Source organism: Vibrio sp. R15-SG3-ISO1B (assembly GCF_059833835.1).
The window spans coordinates 14422-30975 of the sequence record NZ_JCBDGG010000013.1 but is presented as its reverse complement, the minus strand read 5'-3'; the positions used below and the strand labels follow the sequence as shown (position 1 = coordinate 30975).

Here is a 16554-nt window from a genome sequence, read left to right as displayed (position 1 = left end):
TTCAGAATGGCTAGGAAAACAGGTATGAAACCACTAAAAATCAAGGACGTGTCCATTGCGGTCAGAGCATGGTCAATCCTAGCGCTATTCGCGCTGGGGCTTATTGTTAACACTCTACTTAACATCGACAAATCCCGAGAGCACATGCGTTACAACTACGAGCATGGGGTTGAAACCTTAGTGCAAAGCGCGATGGGTGTCGCCAATCGCTACTACGAATTAGTCCAAAGTGGCGAGCTGACGTTGGAAGAGGGGCAAAAGAACGCCCTTCAATCGATCTCTGCAATGCGTTTTGACGAGGGGAACTACATCTTCGTGGGAGACAAACACGGTGTCCAATTGGCAACGGGTGTCGATTCTTTGCTAGGCAAAAACATCATGGAGTTCAAAGACAGTTCTGGACATTTCTTTGTTAAAGACTTGTACAAGATGGCGCAAAGTGGTGGCGGCTTCGTCAACTACACTTGGAAGAATCCAGATAAAAACACCATCGATCCGAAAACCAGTTATGTGATGCAGTTTGAACCCTGGGGTTGGATGATAGGGTCTGGGATGAACATGGTGGCGCTTGAAAATGCAACCAGAATGTCGGAAATCGCCTCATTGAGCTACGCTCTGGGGATTTTGGTGGTCTTATCCTTGATTGTCGGTTACTTCATAAAAACCATCACTAGCCCAATTAAACGCACGGTGAGAGCGATGCGTGAGTTGTCAAAAGGTGAAGGCGATCTGACTCAGCGCTTGCCGGAAGAGGGCAGTGCAGAACTGATATTACTTGCGCGTTATTTCAACCAGTTTATTGCCTCACTACAGACCATCATGCAGAGCATCAGCGATGCCGGGGCTCAAGTCTCAGCATCCGCTTCGCAACTGACACACTCGGTGCATCATATTGATGACAGTTTGAACCAGCAGCAAAACGACGTCGATATGTTGGCGACGGCGATGACTCAAATGCTCGCGACGGTGGAAGAAGTGGCCAGTCGCACCGTTGAGGCCAATGATGCCAGTGGATTAGCGGCGAAAGAAGCCTCGAATAGCCACGCGATTATTAGTCAAAATGTCACGGTCGCCAATGAACTTGCACAGCAAATCGAAGCAGCAACAGAGGTGGTGCAGCAACTAGCGAGCGATGCTAATAACGTTGACACGGTTCTGGAAGTCATTCGAGGCGTCGCTGAGCAGACCAACTTATTGGCGCTCAATGCCGCCATTGAAGCGGCGCGCGCCGGTGAACAAGGTCGAGGCTTTGCCGTGGTCGCCGATGAAGTAAGAACGCTATCGGTGCGAACGCAGGAGTCGACATTAGAGATCCAGAGCATTGTTGAAAAACTGCAAGCCGGCGCGAAAAATGTGGTGGAGGTGATGAACCAAGGCGCTGAAAAAGCGGGCAGTGCGTCTGCGTTATCGAGCCAAGCGGGAGATGCGCTGAATCTCATCAACAAAGAGGTACACACGATTGAGGAGATGAACCAGCACATCGCAACGGCTGCGGAGCAACAAACGGTCACGGTCGGAGACATCAACCGCAATGTTGTCAGCCTGCGTGATATGGCGTCAGAAGTGTCGGTAGAGTCAAAACAAATGGCGTCATCAGGTCAAGAGTTGAACCGTGTCTCCAATGATCTACTGGCCATGATTCAGCGCTTCAAGCTGGCATAAACGTCTCTCAACACACAAGGCACGTCTTTCGACAACTGAGGTAAATCGCCAGCTCTGATGATAGAATCACGACCCATTATTTAGAGCAACATCCATCAGAGCTGCGCGATTCATTATGAGACACCTTAGAACTACTCTTCACCCCGATATTGATCACCTAGACGAAAAAACTGTGTTTAAGCGTAATGCTGCACGAGCCATTGTCATTAGTGGAGAGGATATCCTCTTACTCTATACCGCGCGTTACCACGATTACACCATCCCTGGTGGCGGCCTCGATCCCGATGAAGATGTCATCGCAGGCATGGTGCGCGAACTGCAAGAAGAAACCGGCGCGCAAAATATTCACGCCATCAAGCCATTCGGCCTATATGAAGAGTTTCGTCCTTGGTACAAAGATGACGCCGATGTGATGCACATGATCTCCTACTGCTACACCTGCAAGGTGGACAGAGAGCTCGGTGAGACGGCCTACGAAGATTATGAAATAAAAAACGGGATGAAACCTGTGTGGATGAATATCCACGATGCCATCGCTCACAACGAGAAAACCATGGCGCAAAGTGACAAAAAGGGCATGAGCATCGAGCGCGAAACCTTCTTGCTGCAACTGATCGCCAAAGAGATGCTGTGAGCGAACATGGGTTTCGTACAGCCCCCATGCTCGTTTGACATGATGGCACTATCTTAGTATCGAGCAATGATATCGCTGCGCTCAATTAATACGGTGCCATGACCAAAGATGAAATCGACGGTGCCACTGATTTGTGATTCGTCAAAATAGGCGCGCCCTGCACGAAAATATAATGTGTCTTGATAACTGTTAACGGAAACATCTCGAAATTGAGCCCGATCCCCTCGATGGGAAATAAGCAACGCCACCGCTTGAGTCCCATTCTGGCGGCCTGGATCGTCTTTTGCTTTCTTTTGGTTTTGTGGGAAATCAAAGCCATTTTCTATCATGAGGCTTCGAGCTTGAAAGTCAGCGGCATCGACACTGACCGTACGACTGCCAAAGGTGCCAAACTTCTTCCCGTTCTCATCCATCATACTGTTTGCTGTGACAATATGCAGGGCTGACGTCGCTCCGATTCCAAGAATTACCAATCTATTCACGCTGTAAATCCTTTTTTTTATTTCATTGAAAATAAATAGAAACACTGTTTTATTATGATCTGATTCAGGTTTTTGATTTGCCTTTACTAAGTGTTTTTATATTAATTTATAGGAGTTTAGTAAATATTATTTAAATCACATTTAGTAACGCAATTTATTAAAACATCGTTTCACTGATCGCGTTTTGGTTAAATACCACTTTCAAATAAGGGTCTTTAAGGCGTAAGTTAAATTGAACTTAACGAGAACAAAGCGGTGTTTCGAAATGAAAAATAAAATTATAACTTCTGCTATCCTACTCGCACTAACCAGTACAGCGGCGCATGCGGTCTCTATCAATATGCGTCACGAGTGGACGCCTAAATTTGAGGGCAAAGACCAAGTCCATAAAGACCGTATCGCGGTTTCCCATCGCCATGCGAATGGTGTCGGTTGGGAAGTGGAAACTAAGTGGCAAAGTGGTGACGGCTTCTTTGACTTCGACCAGTTTGTTGATGCGGGTAACCAAGCCAACATCAGCTACCGCTGGAAGCTTGATGGCCAATTTACTCTAACCCCTCAGTACAAATGGGAAACGGGCAGTAATAAACATGCCCACCAGTTTAACCTAACGTTGGGTTACAAAATTAACGACGATTGGTCGACATCTTTCCGTCATCGTTACCACTATGAGATCAAAAATGGTGGCGACGATAACTCACACTACAACCGTTGGACTGTGGGCCTAGGTTACAAAGGCATCGACAACTGGTCGCTGAGTGCATCGTCAGACTACACCTGGAAACAAGAGGGTGAAGATGTGTGGAAAGGTGACAGTGACGGATTTACTGAATTCAACTTCAAAGCAGAGTACAAAATGGGTGGCGGATGGTATCCGTTTGCTGAATTTGGTGTGACACCAGATAAGAAAGAGAACAGCTCTGAGAAAGATGCTTGGAAACCTCGTTACCGTATCGGCATGAAATACAGCTTCTAATCACCATCTTGACGATACCTAAAACCCTGTTGGTACTCCGGTGCCAATAGGGTTTAAATGAGGATACCCATTATGCAAAAAACGCCCATTGCTCTGTGTATCGCGGCGGCGATGTCTATCACTGGATGTGCGACCGATACGCAACAATCACAATCTCTCTCTCCTGATACGCTCACTTGGCAGGCCATTACGTTTGGTCAATCCACCGATTTAAACTTTGGTTCAACCATACTGCCGGAAAAAGTCGGCACCAATGAAGTGCTCGTTAATGGCCAACCGGCCACCGCAGGTGCTTTGGCGGACACCTTTACCATTGAAAGCCGTGGCGGCAAGCTCGCTAACTCTCATGAAGGTGTGACTTTTTACTACACCAAAATCCCAACCGATGTGAATTTCACCCTGTCTGCGACCATCACCTTGGATCAGCTTGGCCCTGAAACCGGTTCAAAACCCAACCGCCAAGAAGGGGCTGGGATCATGGTACGCGATATTATTGGTGAACCAAGATTGAATCCTCAACCTGAAGGTTTGGAAGAGTTTCCTTCGGCATCGAACATGGTGATGCATGCGCTGCGTGCAAACAAAAAAGCGACCAATGGTTTGGTGAACATCAACGCCAATTACCGTGAAGGTATCTACCAACCTTGGGGTACGGGCGGCAACCGCATGAGCCGTGATGAGTTCATTAAAGGCGTGCCATTTGGCTCAGATAAGCCCTACAAAATGTCGCTAACACGTACCGACAGCGGCTACCTTGTCACCTATGATGATGGCACAGTGCAGCAGAGCGAAGAGATCAAAGGTGCGAATGCCAATATTGTTCAAGTGCAAGATCCGAATTACCAATATATCGGTTTCTTTGCCTCTCGAAATGCAAAAATCACCGTCAGCGATGTGGATCTCACGCTAACTCCAGCCAACACAGTTGATGCGCCGTTGTACAAAGCCACATTAGAAGACGTGGTGCTGCAACAAGCGTCACCTGATCGCAGTGCGATTGATAACTATACCTTGCAGTCGCGTGCCAACTACTCGGGCACGTTCAGCGTGAGCCAAAACGGTCAGACCTTGGTCGATAACGTGGCGGTCAGTGCCGGTGAGTTTTTCAACTACGATGCCACGCTCAAGTACAACCAAGCGCAATTTACTGTGACTTATACCCCTGTCGAAGGGCCGGATCTGAGCGCGAAAAGCTACGTTCAATCGGTTGAAAAAGTCACGGTGAGCGATCCAATGAACCTCACCGTTAGCCCTAACAGCCAGCTTGATCTTGCGGCAGCTGTAGAGCTAGTGGCACCGGGTGGTACCATCACATTAGAGCCGGGTGTCTACCCAGGTTTGACGCTGCCAGTGTCTGTGAGTGGTACCCAAGATAAACCCAAGCATCTGATCGCAAAAGATGGCGTGACCTTTAGCGGCGATATTTTGCATGACGCCAGCTACTGGAATGTGAAGAATATCGAGGTGGCAGGTGCGCGCTATATCGTTCACGGCAGCCACAACCACTTTGATCGCATTGTGACGCACAGTGCACCTGACACAGGTTTCCAAATCACCTCACAGGCGAAGATTGGCCGTGCACTGTGGGCAAGCTACAACGTGGTGGAAAACAGCGAAAGCTACAACAACATGGATGAGTCACAAATCAATGCTGACGGTTTTGCTGCCAAAATGCGCATCGGTGACGGGAACACCTTTATCCGTTGTGTTGCCCATCACAACATCGATGATGGCTGGGATTTGTTCAACAAGGTTGAAGATGGTGCCAATGGCGTCGTGACTATTCTAGATTCTGTTGCGTACCAAAATGGACAAACGCTTGAAGTAGCAGGTAAAGGCGGTTCACGTGGTAATGGCTTTAAGCTCGGCGGTGAAGGTTTACCTGTGGCGCATATTGTGCGCAACAACTTAGCCTTCCACAACCACATGGACGGCTTTACCGATAACTTCAACCCGGGTGCATTGCAATTGGAAAATAACGTGTCTATCGACAACAAACGTTTCAATTTCCTCGTACGTAAGAGTCCATACACAGAGACAGTGAAGCAGGGTACCTTTACGGGTAACCAGTCATACCGCTTCTTTGTTGACAGTGACTACAGTGATGTGGTGAACGCGGATGTGAAGCAGAACAACTACCTGCTTGCGGATGGCATTACCGTCAACGACCAAGGTCAGGCGATAGAGTCGCAGCGTTTGGTGGAGCTGAAAAAAGCATCGAAAATTTCCGCTACCGAACCGGTTCCCGGTCAATCGGAAGCGATGCGCTTAAAAGCGTTGTTATCACAACCCTAACCACCGAAAGGCTTAGCAAACGCTAAGCCTTTTTTTATCGCTTTTTATGGAGTACAACACGATGAAAATCGCCTCACTTTTCATTCTTCCATGTACCATGTTGGCGCTACCCACATGGGCAGCGTGTTCACCTGACACCGATTCGACGCCAAGCTCTGTTGGTGCAACAGGCTGGGCGACTGGTGTGACGGGGGGATGCGGCGCGACACAAATCACCACAGTCACCAACCGTCAAGAGCTGATGGATGCACTCTACGAGGGTCAACCAAGCATCGCCTCAGAGGGTGCGTGGGTTGAGCCATCTCATCAGGCAAAAATCATTTACGTCAAAGGTTTCATCGATTTGAACAGTGATGCGACAGGTCAACCCATCGCACCTGAGCAGTATATGGCACATTGTGACTCGCCATACGATAGCTACGACGATTTCTATGCCGCTTATTATCAGGCCTATCGTCCGCAAGAGTGGAACAAACAATCGCTTGTAAACGGTCGTCCGCCGGAGTTAACGGGTGAACTGGAAACTCTGCGTCAATGCTTTAGTCGCCAGCAAAACAACCATATCGTGCTGCGTGTCGGCTCGAATACATCACTGATTGGCGTTGGCACCGACGCGGAAATTTAGCATGGTCAGTTGCGATTAGGTCAACTGCGCTATGACAGAGAAAAGAATCAAGCCAAACCGTACAACTATCATGCGCAAAATATCGTGATCCGAAACCTTCGCTTTACCGATGCGTTTGATGATTTTCCAGGGTGGGGACCAAGAGATTCGTTTAAAGTCGACAAAAAAGAATTTGGTCAAGGAAATTGCAGTGAGACGTTTGTTGATGACAAGGTCAATCCAACCGGGTGCACGCTGCGCGGAGGACGTTGGAACTCTGAGTACGACAACATCACAGTAGAAAACGCGTCTATGGTTTGGATTGATCACAACAGTTTTAGCAATGGTGAACGGACTGACGATCGCTTCCCACCCGTTTGGGACGCTCCATACAACGAAAAGACGCAAAAAGTGCAACACCACGACGCCTTGATCGATATCGTTGGCGCGTCAACCAAAGTGACGGTCTCGAACAACCACTTCAAGCATCACGATAAGGTTGGCTTGATTGGTTACAGCTCTAGCCAAAGCAACAAGAAGAAGTGTCTTAATGCGGGTTGGAGCGAAGCAAAGTGCGGCTCTTATTACTTCGCGCACAACAACTGGTTGAACGGTCAGCCCGTTGAGTTGAACGAGGTTGCCCACGCGAAGGCGAAAAAAGGCAAAAGCAATGCGCCGCTGATCTCGCTAGATCCGGCTCAAGAGGCGCGTTTTTGGCACCCAAGCCAACACTACGCCTATGATGTCAAAGCACCCGAAGAGTTGCTTAACATATTGAAAGATAAGGTTGGTGCGGGCAAGCTGAGTCAATAATTCAAACGGTATTGTCGCCAAACAAAAAAGCAGCCATCTGGAAGGAGGCTGCTTTTCTTCATTGCGTTTCTGACAGCGCGTCTATTACCGCGTCACCGAGGCCAAAAACTCACCAAAGCGTTGCCACGATTTTTCGTCGGCGTCTTTTCGATAGCGGTCGCTGTCAAACACGGTGAATGCGTGGGGCGCGCCGCTGTAGGTGATCATTTCATGGGGCACTTGGGTCGCTTCTAACTCGGTTGCGAGCGCGGCAAATTGATCCATGGTAATGGCCGTGTCCGCGGTACCATGCAGCACTAGGATAGGCGCTTTAGTTTGTTGATAGGATTGCCCTTCAGGCGTCGATAGGCCGCCGTGAAACGTCGCAAAACCCTTTGCTTGCATGCCTGCACGCGCCGATTCAAGAACTGCGGCTCCGCCAAAACAGTAACCCATGACCACCGCGTTGCTGACATCGCCCCCTAAGCTGGCGGCAAAGTCTAAACTGCCTTGCATCAAAGCACGCAATTTGTCTCTGTCTTTATAGAGCTCGCCAGTGTGTTGGCGACGATCTTCAATTTTCTCAGGCCGAATCCCTTTGCCGAACAAATCCGCAGCGAAGACGTTGTAGCCTTGCTCTGTCAACATCTGTGCCCGTTTCATTTCATAATCGGTCAACCCATCCCAGTCGTGCACCAGTAAGACCAACGGGGCATCGTCACCCGCTTTGGACCAGTAGCCCTCGTATTCACTACCATTTACATTGTAAATTTTACTTTCGCCTGCCAACGCATTGACGCTCATCAGCGCGCTACTGAGTAGCGTTAACCCTAACCCGATTCTCTTTTTCATTGTTCACCTCCGTTGTTTCAACAAGCTTAGTACGTATTGAGTCAAAATACGTTATCGCTTGTCTTACGTAAGCGGCGCACAAAGAGCGCAAATCGAAGCCATGTTTTTATAGGGGAGGATTAGGACGGCGTCGACACCTCATCCACCAAGTACAGAATCGATTGATACGGGATGCCACTGTGATGGGACAATCCGATTTCACAGGTGCGACTGTTACTAAATCCGCGGCGACACCCTTCGGGAACTTGCGCTTTGAGCGATTCGAGCGCTGCTTGGTTGAGCTCCGGTGTGGTGAAGCCTTTGTCGCCCGCCCAGCCACAACAGGCGATGTGCTCAGGTAGCACGACGTCGGTGGCGCACGCCTTGGCGAGCGCGAGCATGTCGGCTTCCAATCCCATGCGTCTTGCGCTACAGGTGACATGCAACATCACGGTTTCTTGTTTGGGCGTCAACGTTAAGTGTGGCAGCAAGTAACGATGAACGAAGCCCGTCGGCTCGACAATGGTCAGCGGCTGGGTAAAGTGCTCAATACTTCGCTTCGCGCACGGGCTGGTGTCCATCAAAATAGGATACTCCCCTTGGTAACTGGCGGCGTAGAGCATTTTTTCCAGTTGTAGGGATTTTTGCTTGGCGAGATCCGCCATTCCTTTGCTGTCATAGGGCATGCCACAGCAGAGGCTGTCGAGCTGGTCTGGGATGATCACTTCAAAGCCTGCTTTTTTGATCAGCGAGAGTGTGACTTGAGTCAAGCTGCGTGAGTCTGGGTTGTCCGCTTGCTGGCCCATAGTTCTTGAAGCGCATGAGGGCAGATAGACCACTTTTTTATCGGATTTGACCAAGAGTTCCATCGCCTTATTGACGCGGTGGCGGTTTGCGGTGGGAATTTCTGCTAACCATTGTGGCGTTTTGCCTTTGGTGATTCGGCGAATTTGGCTCATGACCGCCGCCATATTGTTAGGGCGTAGTAGGGCAGAGGCGATACGGTTTGCGCCCAGCGCGGCGCGGGTTAACGTGGTCGTAGTGGCGAAGTGATCCGCTGTCCAACGTGCAATCCGCGTGAAGGACTGATACTTGGCACTGCGCAGTTGCTTGACCAGATCACCCGTGTTGATGCCCACCGGGCAGCGATCGGCGCACAGTCCGGTGGCGGCGCACGTATCCAAACCTTGATGTTCAAACACTTGCTCTAGCTCATGCGCGCTAGGCAGTTGATGGCGTTTGCGGTGCTGGATCTCACGATACAACACAATCCGCTGGCGAGGGGAAAGCGTTAAGGTGCGCGATGGGCAGACCGGCTCACAGAAGCCGCATTCAATGCAACGATCGACAATCGGATCCGCCGCAGGCATCGGCTTCAAATCCTCAAGGTGCGCGTTGGGGTTGTCGTTGATGATGACGCCGGGGTTGAGCAGTCCGTCGGGATCAAACAAGCGTTTAATTTGCTGCATTAATTGATAGCCGTCCTGGCCCCATTCGAGCTCGACATAAGGGGCCATATTGCGCCCTGTGCCATGCTCTGCTTTAAGTGAACCTTGGTATTTCACCGCGACCAACTCGGCAACGTCATCCATAAATGCGCCATAGCGGGCGATCTCTTCTTGGCTATCAAACCCTTGGGTAAAAACAAAATGGAGGTTGCCTTCCAGCGCATGGCCGAAAATGATCGCCTCATCGTAGTGGTAGCGATCGAACAGTTGCTGCAAATCGCGCACACCGTGGGCCAAATGCTCAACGGGAAAAGCGACATCCTCGATGATAACGGTGGTGCCCACTTCACGAACGGCGCCGACTGCAGGAAACATGCCTTTTCGAATGCCCCACAGCGTGGCGACGGTGTTCGCATCGCGGGTAAAATCGACCGATTCGATAATCGCGTAATCGGTCAGAGCCGCCATCACACGCGCACATTGCGCCTCGAGCTGATCAGCACTTTCTGCGTGGGTTTCAACCAACAGCGCGGCTGCGTCCGTGGTCAGTGTCGACATAAAGTCGGGCATACCCGGTTTATCGGCGACGGATTTCAGCGCGCGGCCATCCATCAGTTCGACGGCGGCAATGGGCGATTGGGAGAGAGTCGTGACGGCGCGACTGGCGGTCTCGATATCAGCAAACACCAGTAACGACGAGGCTTTGAACGGGTGATCGGCCACGGTGTGGTAAGTGATGTCTGCGATAAAGCCTAAGGTGCCTTCTGAGCCAATCATCAGATGTTCGAGCACTTCAATCGGATCATCAAAATCGACCAGTGCGTTAAGGGCGTAGCCTGTGGTGTTTTTTAGGCGATATTTGTGACGAATGCGTTCGGTGAGTGTGGGGTTAGCGCGCGTTTTTGCCACCAGTTGGGTTAAGCCGTCAATGATGTCAGGGCGCTGGCGTTTAAATGCCTCGACACTGGCTGGGTCAGCACTATTGAGCACGGTGCCATCGCTTAAAACCAGTGTCAGGCTATCGATGGTGCGATAGGAGTTTTGCGCCGTACCACAACACATTCCACTGGCGTTATTCGCTGCGATGCCGCCAATTTTACAGGTGTTGATTGAGGCGGGATCGGGGCCAATTTTACGCTGATAGGGCGCAAGGTAACGGTTGGCGTCAGCGCCAATCACACCGGGTTGCAGGCGGATTTTTTCGCCATTTTCGATAACCTCATGGCCGCGCCAGTGATCGGTCAAGGTGATCAACACCGAATCCGACACCGCTTGGCCTGAAAGGCTGGTGCCTGCGGCGCGAAAGGTAAAGGGCACCGCAAACTCGCGGCAGGTGCGGATCACCCAAATCACTTCATCGAGGTTGGACAACTTGACCACTAGTTTTGGAATCAAGCGATAGAAACTGGCATCGGTGCCATACGCAAGGCGCTTGGCGTCATCGGTGATCAGTCTATCCTTATCAAGGCGCTGGCTCAGCGTCTCAATCAAGGCCGAATAAGGATGAGAGTTTAACGTATTGGGCATATCCGCTTCCTGCTGTGTAGAGTGGGGCTATCATGGCCTAACCACTTGTTTTTATTATGTCGTTTGGTGCCTGTCTTGCTGCACGGTTTGCTGATTATATTTGGCTCAGCGCATCGAGATTGAGATCCGCAAGTGATTTTGCGCCAGTCAGTGTCATCGCGACGCGCATTTCACTTTCATACAGGCTCAGTAAGTGTTCAACCCCGGCTTGACCTTGCGCGGCCAAGGCATAAATAAATGAGCGACCGAGCAGGGTGCAATCGGCGCCAAGGGCGATCATTCTGACGACATCAAGGCCGCTTCGAATGCCCGAATCGACCATGATCTTCACCTCACCTTTGACGGCGTCGGCGATAGCGGGGAGGGCTTTGGCGCTGGAGAGGACGCCGTCGAGTTGGCGTCCTCCGTGGTTTGACACCACAATGCCATCGGCGCCAAATTTCACCGCGTCTTTGGCATCCTCAGGATCTAAAATGCCTTTAATAATCATTGGGCCTTGCCAAAATTCACGAATCCACTCGAGATCTTTCCAACTGATGGAGGGATCGAAATTGGCCCCCAACCAGCCAATGTAGTCCTCTAACTGAGTCGGTTCACCGCGATAAGCTGAAATATTGCCCAGATCATGCGGCTTACCGTTGAGACCCACATCCCATGCCCACTTTGGGTGACACGTCGCTTGCCAGACCCGCTTTAGCGCGGCGTAGTCACCACTCATGCCTGAATGTCGGTCACGGTATCGAGCGCCGGGTACGGGCATATCGACGGTAAAGACTAACGTGGTGACGCCGGCCGCTTTGGCCCTTTCAAGAGCGTGTTTCATAAAGCCGCGATCTTTGAGTACATAGAGTTGAAACCACATCGGGCGCGCCATCACAGGGGCCACTTCCTCAATTGGGCAGACAGACACCGTCGAGAGCGTAAACGGGATGCCTTTGTTGTCAGCGGCGCGCGCCGCTTGCACCTCGCCACGCCGAGCGTACATACCGGTGAGCCCGACGGGGGCTAGAGCAATAGGCATCGAGAGGGTGTCGCCAAACAGATCGCAAGAGAGTGACAGATCTTCCATGTTGCGCAGTACCCGCTGCTTAAGTGCAATGGCCTGTAAATCCTCGCAGTTGCGGCGCAGCGTATGCTCCTGATTTGCGCCGCCATCAATATAGTGAAACAGAAAGGGAGGTAAGGCACGTTGAGCGGCCGCGCGATAGTCGGTAGGGGCGGAAATGATCATGGCGATGTCCTTACGGCGTTACATTGTGATTGAATTGTTTCTTAATTGTGAATTTATCGCTTTCCTTTTTCTCGGTATAGGGAAATAATGAAAATGATTAATTCCAAAAATGACATAATACGATGCGCGCAGACGATCTTATTCTCTTCTCTCAAGTGGTGGAACTGGGCAGTTTCAGCAAGGTGGCAGAGCAAAATAACCTGACAAATTCGGTAGTTAGCAAACGAATCGCAAGATTGGAGCACGATCTCGGCGTGCAGCTTTTATATCGTACAACGCGCAAATTGACCCTGACAGAAGCGGGCAAAGCCCTGACGCAAGGTGCGAAAAGTGTGAAGCAAGCCGCGCAAGAAGCGCTCGATACGGTGTCAGGGTATGGCGAGAGTATATCGGGTCACATTCGCATGTCGGTGCCGACCATCTCGGGCGATTTGATCTTGGCTGATGCGGTGGCGGAGTTTTGCAATCTTCACCCCGGTTTAACGGTCGATATGTCACTGGATAACAAGTTTGTCGATTTGCTGGAAGGGGGTTTTGACTTAGTGATCCGCACCGGTTACCTGGAAGACTCGAGCCTGATCGCGCGTCATATTTTAGACTCGCAGTGGGTGGTGTGCGCGTCCCCTTCCTATATTGCCAAACAAGGCAAGCCGATTGAGCCTCGCGATCTGTTGCAGCACAACTGCCTGCAATACGCCTATCAAACCACGGGCGCCAGTGAGTGGGAGTTCAAGGGCAAGCAGAGCCATTATTTTGTTAAAGTCTCCGGCAGTTTTTCCACCGATAACGCCACTGCTCTGCGCAAAGCGGCGCTCGGTGGTCACGGCATTGCCTATGTACCGCGCTGCTTGGTTTACCATGATTTGCGCAGCGGTCAGCTGGTTGACCTCTTCCCAGAACAAGTCGCTAAGCGGCTAGGCATTTACGCCGTCTATCCTTTTACTCGCCAGCCGCCCAACAAGGTCAAGCTGTTGATTGAACACATCCGCACCCGATATCTGGCGATTTCGCACTATTTTTGAGTCCGCTCTCTATTCGAGCACCGATGCCTGTTTAAGCTGATGAATATCCGATTTCAAATCGCTGATGATCCCTTGGTAACTGCTCATTTGGCTGTCCGTTTGCTTTACCTCAGCATCATAAAAATGGGGGTACTCTTTTTCTAGGCTTTGGAAAGCCATAGTGGTGATCGCGAGCTGCGCCATCAAGTAGGCATCATGCGTCGTCGATTCCGCAATCAAGCTATCGAGTTCATCGCGTGTCAGGGCGAGTTCGTTTTGCAACTGCATGAAGGTGCGTTCACTTTCCGGGGTCAATGTGTGTTGATCATCGTCTAGTTGCGTTAATGTCGCGTTATGGGTGAGCAGAGTGAGTAGTTTCGCGACCGATTGAGAGAACCGTTTGGGCTCGCTAAGCATGCCGGATTGATAGGCTTGGCACAGCGCAAAGGAGGCACCTCGATAGAGCTGAATGCTTTGCGAGCGTTTGTATTGATGAGAAACCCCGGCGGAGTAGGCACGCAGCGCTTCAATCTTCAGTTCATTGGAGTCGGATTCAAAGGCGGTGTTGACCATCAGTGCGAGCGCTTGCTGATTGACAGCGCTGGTATCACCAGCATGGATAATGCAGGTGCGATAACGTTCTTGCTCAGCCATGATCGCGTCTTCGTTTTTCCACAGTGAAGTCAAAATAGAGCTGGTGGCGCTGTTGGAGCTACATCCTGTTAATAGGACGCTGCCAAGTAGCAACAGGGCGGTGCGAACGGAGCGAATCTCTATGATGGAGTCTAGGGTGACAGGCAATGTCGATGTCGTATATTTCACGCTATTTGTTCCTTAATTAAATATCTTCCTCAATTAAAAGAAGTAACCTAACCCGATCCCGTACGTCACTTGTACATCGTCCCCTTGTTGAGCGGTGATAGTGCTGTGTTTGGCATCGTTAGTGAGTTGCTGCAGATAGACGCCTGCACCCAGTGCCCAGTGGCGATTGAGGCGATGGACTACTCCCGTCCAGGCGTAGTATTGACGTAGCCTACCACTGGCTGCAAAAGGCGCAATGCCGGTCAATTGGCTCTCTTGGTCACTGACGGAAAAGTTGTGGCGCATAAACTCGCCGTTGGCCCAAGTCAGACCCGCACCAACGCCGACAAACGTTTCTTGGTTAACCGGCACCCAGACACTGTTGTAGAGGTTAATGTTGGCGCCTTCGGTGTCACCGCTAAAGGCATGGCTTGCGAGTGCGCCAGCGCGATAGCGAAACGGTAACGCGTAGTCGGTGTTCACGACGCTGTAGCCGACAAACAGCCCCAACTCGGTGCCGGACTCTATGGCGTTGAGCTGATCCACCGCCGAATTTTTGACCTCATCTCGACCCAGTTTGTACAGCACGGCGGGACCATATTCAAAGTGTGAGTCAGTGTTGACTTTAATGCCCGCATAAGGCCCATACCACTCCATATACCTTCCCGATTCAAACGCGTAGCGTCCGCCGGGTACTGCGCCTGTCATGCTCTCTTTGGCGCCGTGATATTCCGGTGTTTTGCCAATACCAATGCCGAAAAAATCGGGAAATCGATATGGCGTCGCCGTGACATGGCTCGAATACAGGCTGGTAATAAGCAGCAGATAGAGACATAAGCGAGCAATGGGCGTTGGGGGCGAGCTGAGAGTCATAGTCATCAAGATGTCTTGGTTGCAAGGGGAAGAAAAGCGCCTTGGAGCGCGCGATTGGCGCCATTTTAGTGATCTTGATTCATCACCGTACAGGCATGCTCAGTTATACATTGCATAACAAGTGGAGATGTAATGGTGCGGGATTGCTGAGGAAATGTGATCTTCTTGGCGATGGTGGCGCTTTCAAATCAGAAGAAGGGATTGGGTTGATCGAGAATTCATCAGATTCATAACGATTGAAGATGTTTTGAATAAATTTGGCTTTATGTATTTCACGCTTATCGAAAATTATTATGCACACCGTTCAATTACCAATAATTATTCGAGGGCTTACAAATGAACAGCAACAAAACACTTTTGGCTTTGGCCATCGCATCGCTAACGGCAACCTCTGTGTCGGCTTCAGAAATTTACAATGACGGTAAAAACTCTATCCAAATGGGTGGACGCGCAGAAGCGCGCGCGTCAGTCATGGACGGCGAATTCGAAGATCGCTCACGTATCCGTCTTAACTTCTTAGGTAAAGCGGAATTGGCCAATGGCTTCTACGGCATCGGCTTCTACGAAGGTGAATTCACCACCAATGAGCAAGGTCAAGCGACCGATACTGACGCAGATAACCTCACCAACCGTTACGCATACGCAGGCTTTGGTTCCCTGTTTGGTGAAGTGACTTACGGTAAGAACGAAGGTGCGCTGGGCGTCATCACCGACTTTACCGACATCATGGCTTACCACGGCAACTCGGCGGCGTACAAAATCGCTATCGCTGACCGCACCGACAACATGCTCACCTATACCGGTAAATTTGGTGGCTTGGGCGTGAAAGGTTCGTACCGCTTTGCAGACCGTATTACTGAAGATGCGACAGGCAAACTCGATAAATTCGACAACAATGACGCGGATGGTTATTCACTCTCCACCACCTACGCGTTTGATATCGATGAGTTTGGTATCAACCTTGGCCTAGGTTATGCCGATGGCAACGAGTTTGATGAGCAAGGCTACGTGATTGAACGTGACCAATTTATGCTCGCAGGCTCGGTTGCGTTCCGTGACTTCTACTTCGCCGCTGCGTATGTCGATGGTGAAGACAAAAACCGCACCCTAAGACAAGCGTCGGATCTGTCAGGTTATGAAGTCGCGGCGTCGTACACACTGAATAAAGCGGTCTTTACTGCGACCTACAACTACCTAGAAGAGAAAAACAAATACACCGGTGAGAAGAGCGACGCAGCCGATAACATCGCGATTGATGCGACCTACTACTTCCAGCCGAACTTCCGTGGCTATATCTCATACAACTTCAACAACTTGTCTGACAGCGATGTGCAATACAAGTGGCAAAAAGAAGACGAGCTAGCGCTTGGTATCCGCTACGACTTCTAACGTTATCC

At 50.6% G+C, this 16554-nt stretch carries 14 protein-coding genes; 8 read left to right on the top strand and 6 right to left on the bottom strand.

What is annotated here, in order from left to right; genetic code table 11:
• Positions 1-24 precede the first annotated feature (24 nt).
• Together AC6R0S_RS04190 and AC6R0S_RS04185 are read left to right on the top strand one after the other, a co-directional pair.
• The gene (locus AC6R0S_RS04190; RefSeq protein WP_500626738.1) at positions 25-1662 is read left to right on the top strand and encodes a methyl-accepting chemotaxis protein; all 1638 of its coding nucleotides are present in this window, start codon (positions 25-27) and stop codon (positions 1660-1662) included.
• A gap of 115 nt (positions 1663-1777) precedes the next feature.
• Positions 1778-2296 carry an NUDIX hydrolase gene (locus tag AC6R0S_RS04185; protein ID WP_500637281.1) on the top strand — a complete coding sequence of 173 codons (519 nt, stop codon included), beginning with the start codon at positions 1778-1780 and terminating at the stop codon, positions 2294-2296.
• A gap of 53 nt (positions 2297-2349) precedes the next feature.
• Here AC6R0S_RS04185 and AC6R0S_RS04180 read toward each other — a convergent pair whose 3' ends face one another.
• Positions 2350-2778, bottom strand: a complete 429-nt coding sequence (locus tag AC6R0S_RS04180; RefSeq protein WP_500637280.1) for a pectinesterase family protein — start codon at positions 2776-2778, stop codon at positions 2350-2352.
• Positions 2779-3043: 265 nt separating this feature from the next.
• Here AC6R0S_RS04180 and AC6R0S_RS04175 point away from each other — a divergent pair, with 265 nt between their 5' ends.
• The 4 genes from AC6R0S_RS04175 to AC6R0S_RS04160 all read left to right on the top strand — a co-directional run bounded on the left by AC6R0S_RS04175 (position 3044) and on the right by AC6R0S_RS04160 (position 7466).
• The gene (locus AC6R0S_RS04175) at positions 3044-3754 is read left to right on the top strand and encodes an oligogalacturonate-specific porin KdgM family protein (RefSeq protein WP_500632111.1); all 711 of its coding nucleotides are present in this window, start codon (positions 3044-3046) and stop codon (positions 3752-3754) included.
• A 72-nt stretch (positions 3755-3826) separates the two neighbouring features.
• Positions 3827-6049, top strand: coding sequence for a right-handed parallel beta-helix repeat-containing protein (locus AC6R0S_RS04170; RefSeq protein WP_500637279.1), 2223 nt, complete (start codon positions 3827-3829; stop codon positions 6047-6049).
• 61 nt (positions 6050-6110) lie between these two features.
• Entirely contained in the window at positions 6111-6674 is a 564-nt protein-coding gene (locus tag AC6R0S_RS04165) for a hypothetical protein (protein WP_500637278.1), read from the top strand.
• A gap of 9 nt (positions 6675-6683) precedes the next feature.
• Positions 6684-7466, top strand: a complete 783-nt coding sequence (locus AC6R0S_RS04160; protein WP_500632114.1) for a pectate lyase family protein — start codon at positions 6684-6686, stop codon at positions 7464-7466.
• A gap of 84 nt (positions 7467-7550) precedes the next feature.
• Here the strand turns inward: AC6R0S_RS04160 and AC6R0S_RS04155 are convergent, their stop codons facing one another.
• From AC6R0S_RS04155 to lldD, 3 genes are all read right to left on the bottom strand, one after another.
• Entirely contained in the window at positions 7551-8297 is a 747-nt protein-coding gene (locus AC6R0S_RS04155; RefSeq protein WP_500632884.1) for a dienelactone hydrolase family protein, read from the bottom strand.
• Between the two features lie 119 nt (positions 8298-8416).
• On the bottom strand, positions 8417-11251 hold the full coding sequence (locus AC6R0S_RS04150; protein WP_500632885.1) for an FAD-binding and (Fe-S)-binding domain-containing protein: 2835 nt from the start codon (positions 11249-11251) through the stop codon (positions 8417-8419).
• A gap of 94 nt (positions 11252-11345) precedes the next feature.
• Positions 11346-12482: an FMN-dependent L-lactate dehydrogenase LldD gene (gene lldD / locus AC6R0S_RS04145; RefSeq protein WP_500626733.1), complete on the bottom strand. Its 1137-nt coding sequence runs from the start codon at positions 12480-12482 to the stop codon at positions 11346-11348.
• Positions 12483-12604: 122 nt separating this feature from the next.
• Between lldD and AC6R0S_RS04140 the strand changes: the two genes are divergently transcribed.
• Complete coding sequence (locus AC6R0S_RS04140; RefSeq protein ID WP_334552215.1) at positions 12605-13504, top strand: LysR family transcriptional regulator; 900 nt, start codon at positions 12605-12607, stop codon at positions 13502-13504.
• Between the two features lie 9 nt (positions 13505-13513).
• Here the strand turns inward: AC6R0S_RS04140 and AC6R0S_RS04135 are convergent, their stop codons facing one another.
• Positions 13514-14305 carry a hypothetical protein gene (locus AC6R0S_RS04135; protein WP_500637277.1) on the bottom strand — a complete coding sequence of 264 codons (792 nt, stop codon included), beginning with the start codon at positions 14303-14305 and terminating at the stop codon, positions 13514-13516.
• Between the two features lie 33 nt (positions 14306-14338).
• A complete protein-coding gene (locus AC6R0S_RS04130; protein WP_500637276.1) occupies positions 14339-15163 on the bottom strand; it encodes a MipA/OmpV family protein in 825 nt (274 codons plus the stop codon).
• Positions 15164-15493: 330 nt separating this feature from the next.
• Between AC6R0S_RS04130 and AC6R0S_RS04125 the strand changes: the two genes are divergently transcribed.
• Positions 15494-16546 carry a porin gene (locus tag AC6R0S_RS04125; protein ID WP_500629127.1) on the top strand — a complete coding sequence of 351 codons (1053 nt, stop codon included), beginning with the start codon at positions 15494-15496 and terminating at the stop codon, positions 16544-16546.
• Positions 16547-16554: the final 8 nt, after the last annotated feature.

Coding starts and splice junctions, on each gene's coding strand:
- AC6R0S_RS04155 (WP_500632884.1), bottom strand. CDS start 8,297: ATGAAAAAGAGAATCGGGTTAGGGTTAACGCTACTCAGTAGCGCGCTG.
- AC6R0S_RS04185 (WP_500637281.1), top strand. CDS start 1,778: ATGAGACACCTTAGAACTACTCTTCACCCCGATATTGATCACCTAGAC.
- AC6R0S_RS04130 (WP_500637276.1), bottom strand. CDS start 15,163: ATGACTATGACTCTCAGCTCGCCCCCAACGCCCATTGCTCGCTTATGT.
- AC6R0S_RS04150 (WP_500632885.1), bottom strand. CDS start 11,251: ATGCCCAATACGTTAAACTCTCATCCTTATTCGGCCTTGATTGAGACG.
- AC6R0S_RS04125 (WP_500629127.1), top strand. CDS start 15,494: ATGAACAGCAACAAAACACTTTTGGCTTTGGCCATCGCATCGCTAACG.
- AC6R0S_RS04175 (WP_500632111.1), top strand. CDS start 3,044: ATGAAAAATAAAATTATAACTTCTGCTATCCTACTCGCACTAACCAGT.
- lldD (WP_500626733.1), bottom strand. CDS start 12,482: ATGATCATTTCCGCCCCTACCGACTATCGCGCGGCCGCTCAACGTGCC.
- AC6R0S_RS04190 (WP_500626738.1), top strand. CDS start 25: ATGAAACCACTAAAAATCAAGGACGTGTCCATTGCGGTCAGAGCATGG.
- AC6R0S_RS04140 (WP_334552215.1), top strand. CDS start 12,605: ATGCGCGCAGACGATCTTATTCTCTTCTCTCAAGTGGTGGAACTGGGC.
- AC6R0S_RS04170 (WP_500637279.1), top strand. CDS start 3,827: ATGCAAAAAACGCCCATTGCTCTGTGTATCGCGGCGGCGATGTCTATC.
- AC6R0S_RS04165 (WP_500637278.1), top strand. CDS start 6,111: ATGAAAATCGCCTCACTTTTCATTCTTCCATGTACCATGTTGGCGCTA.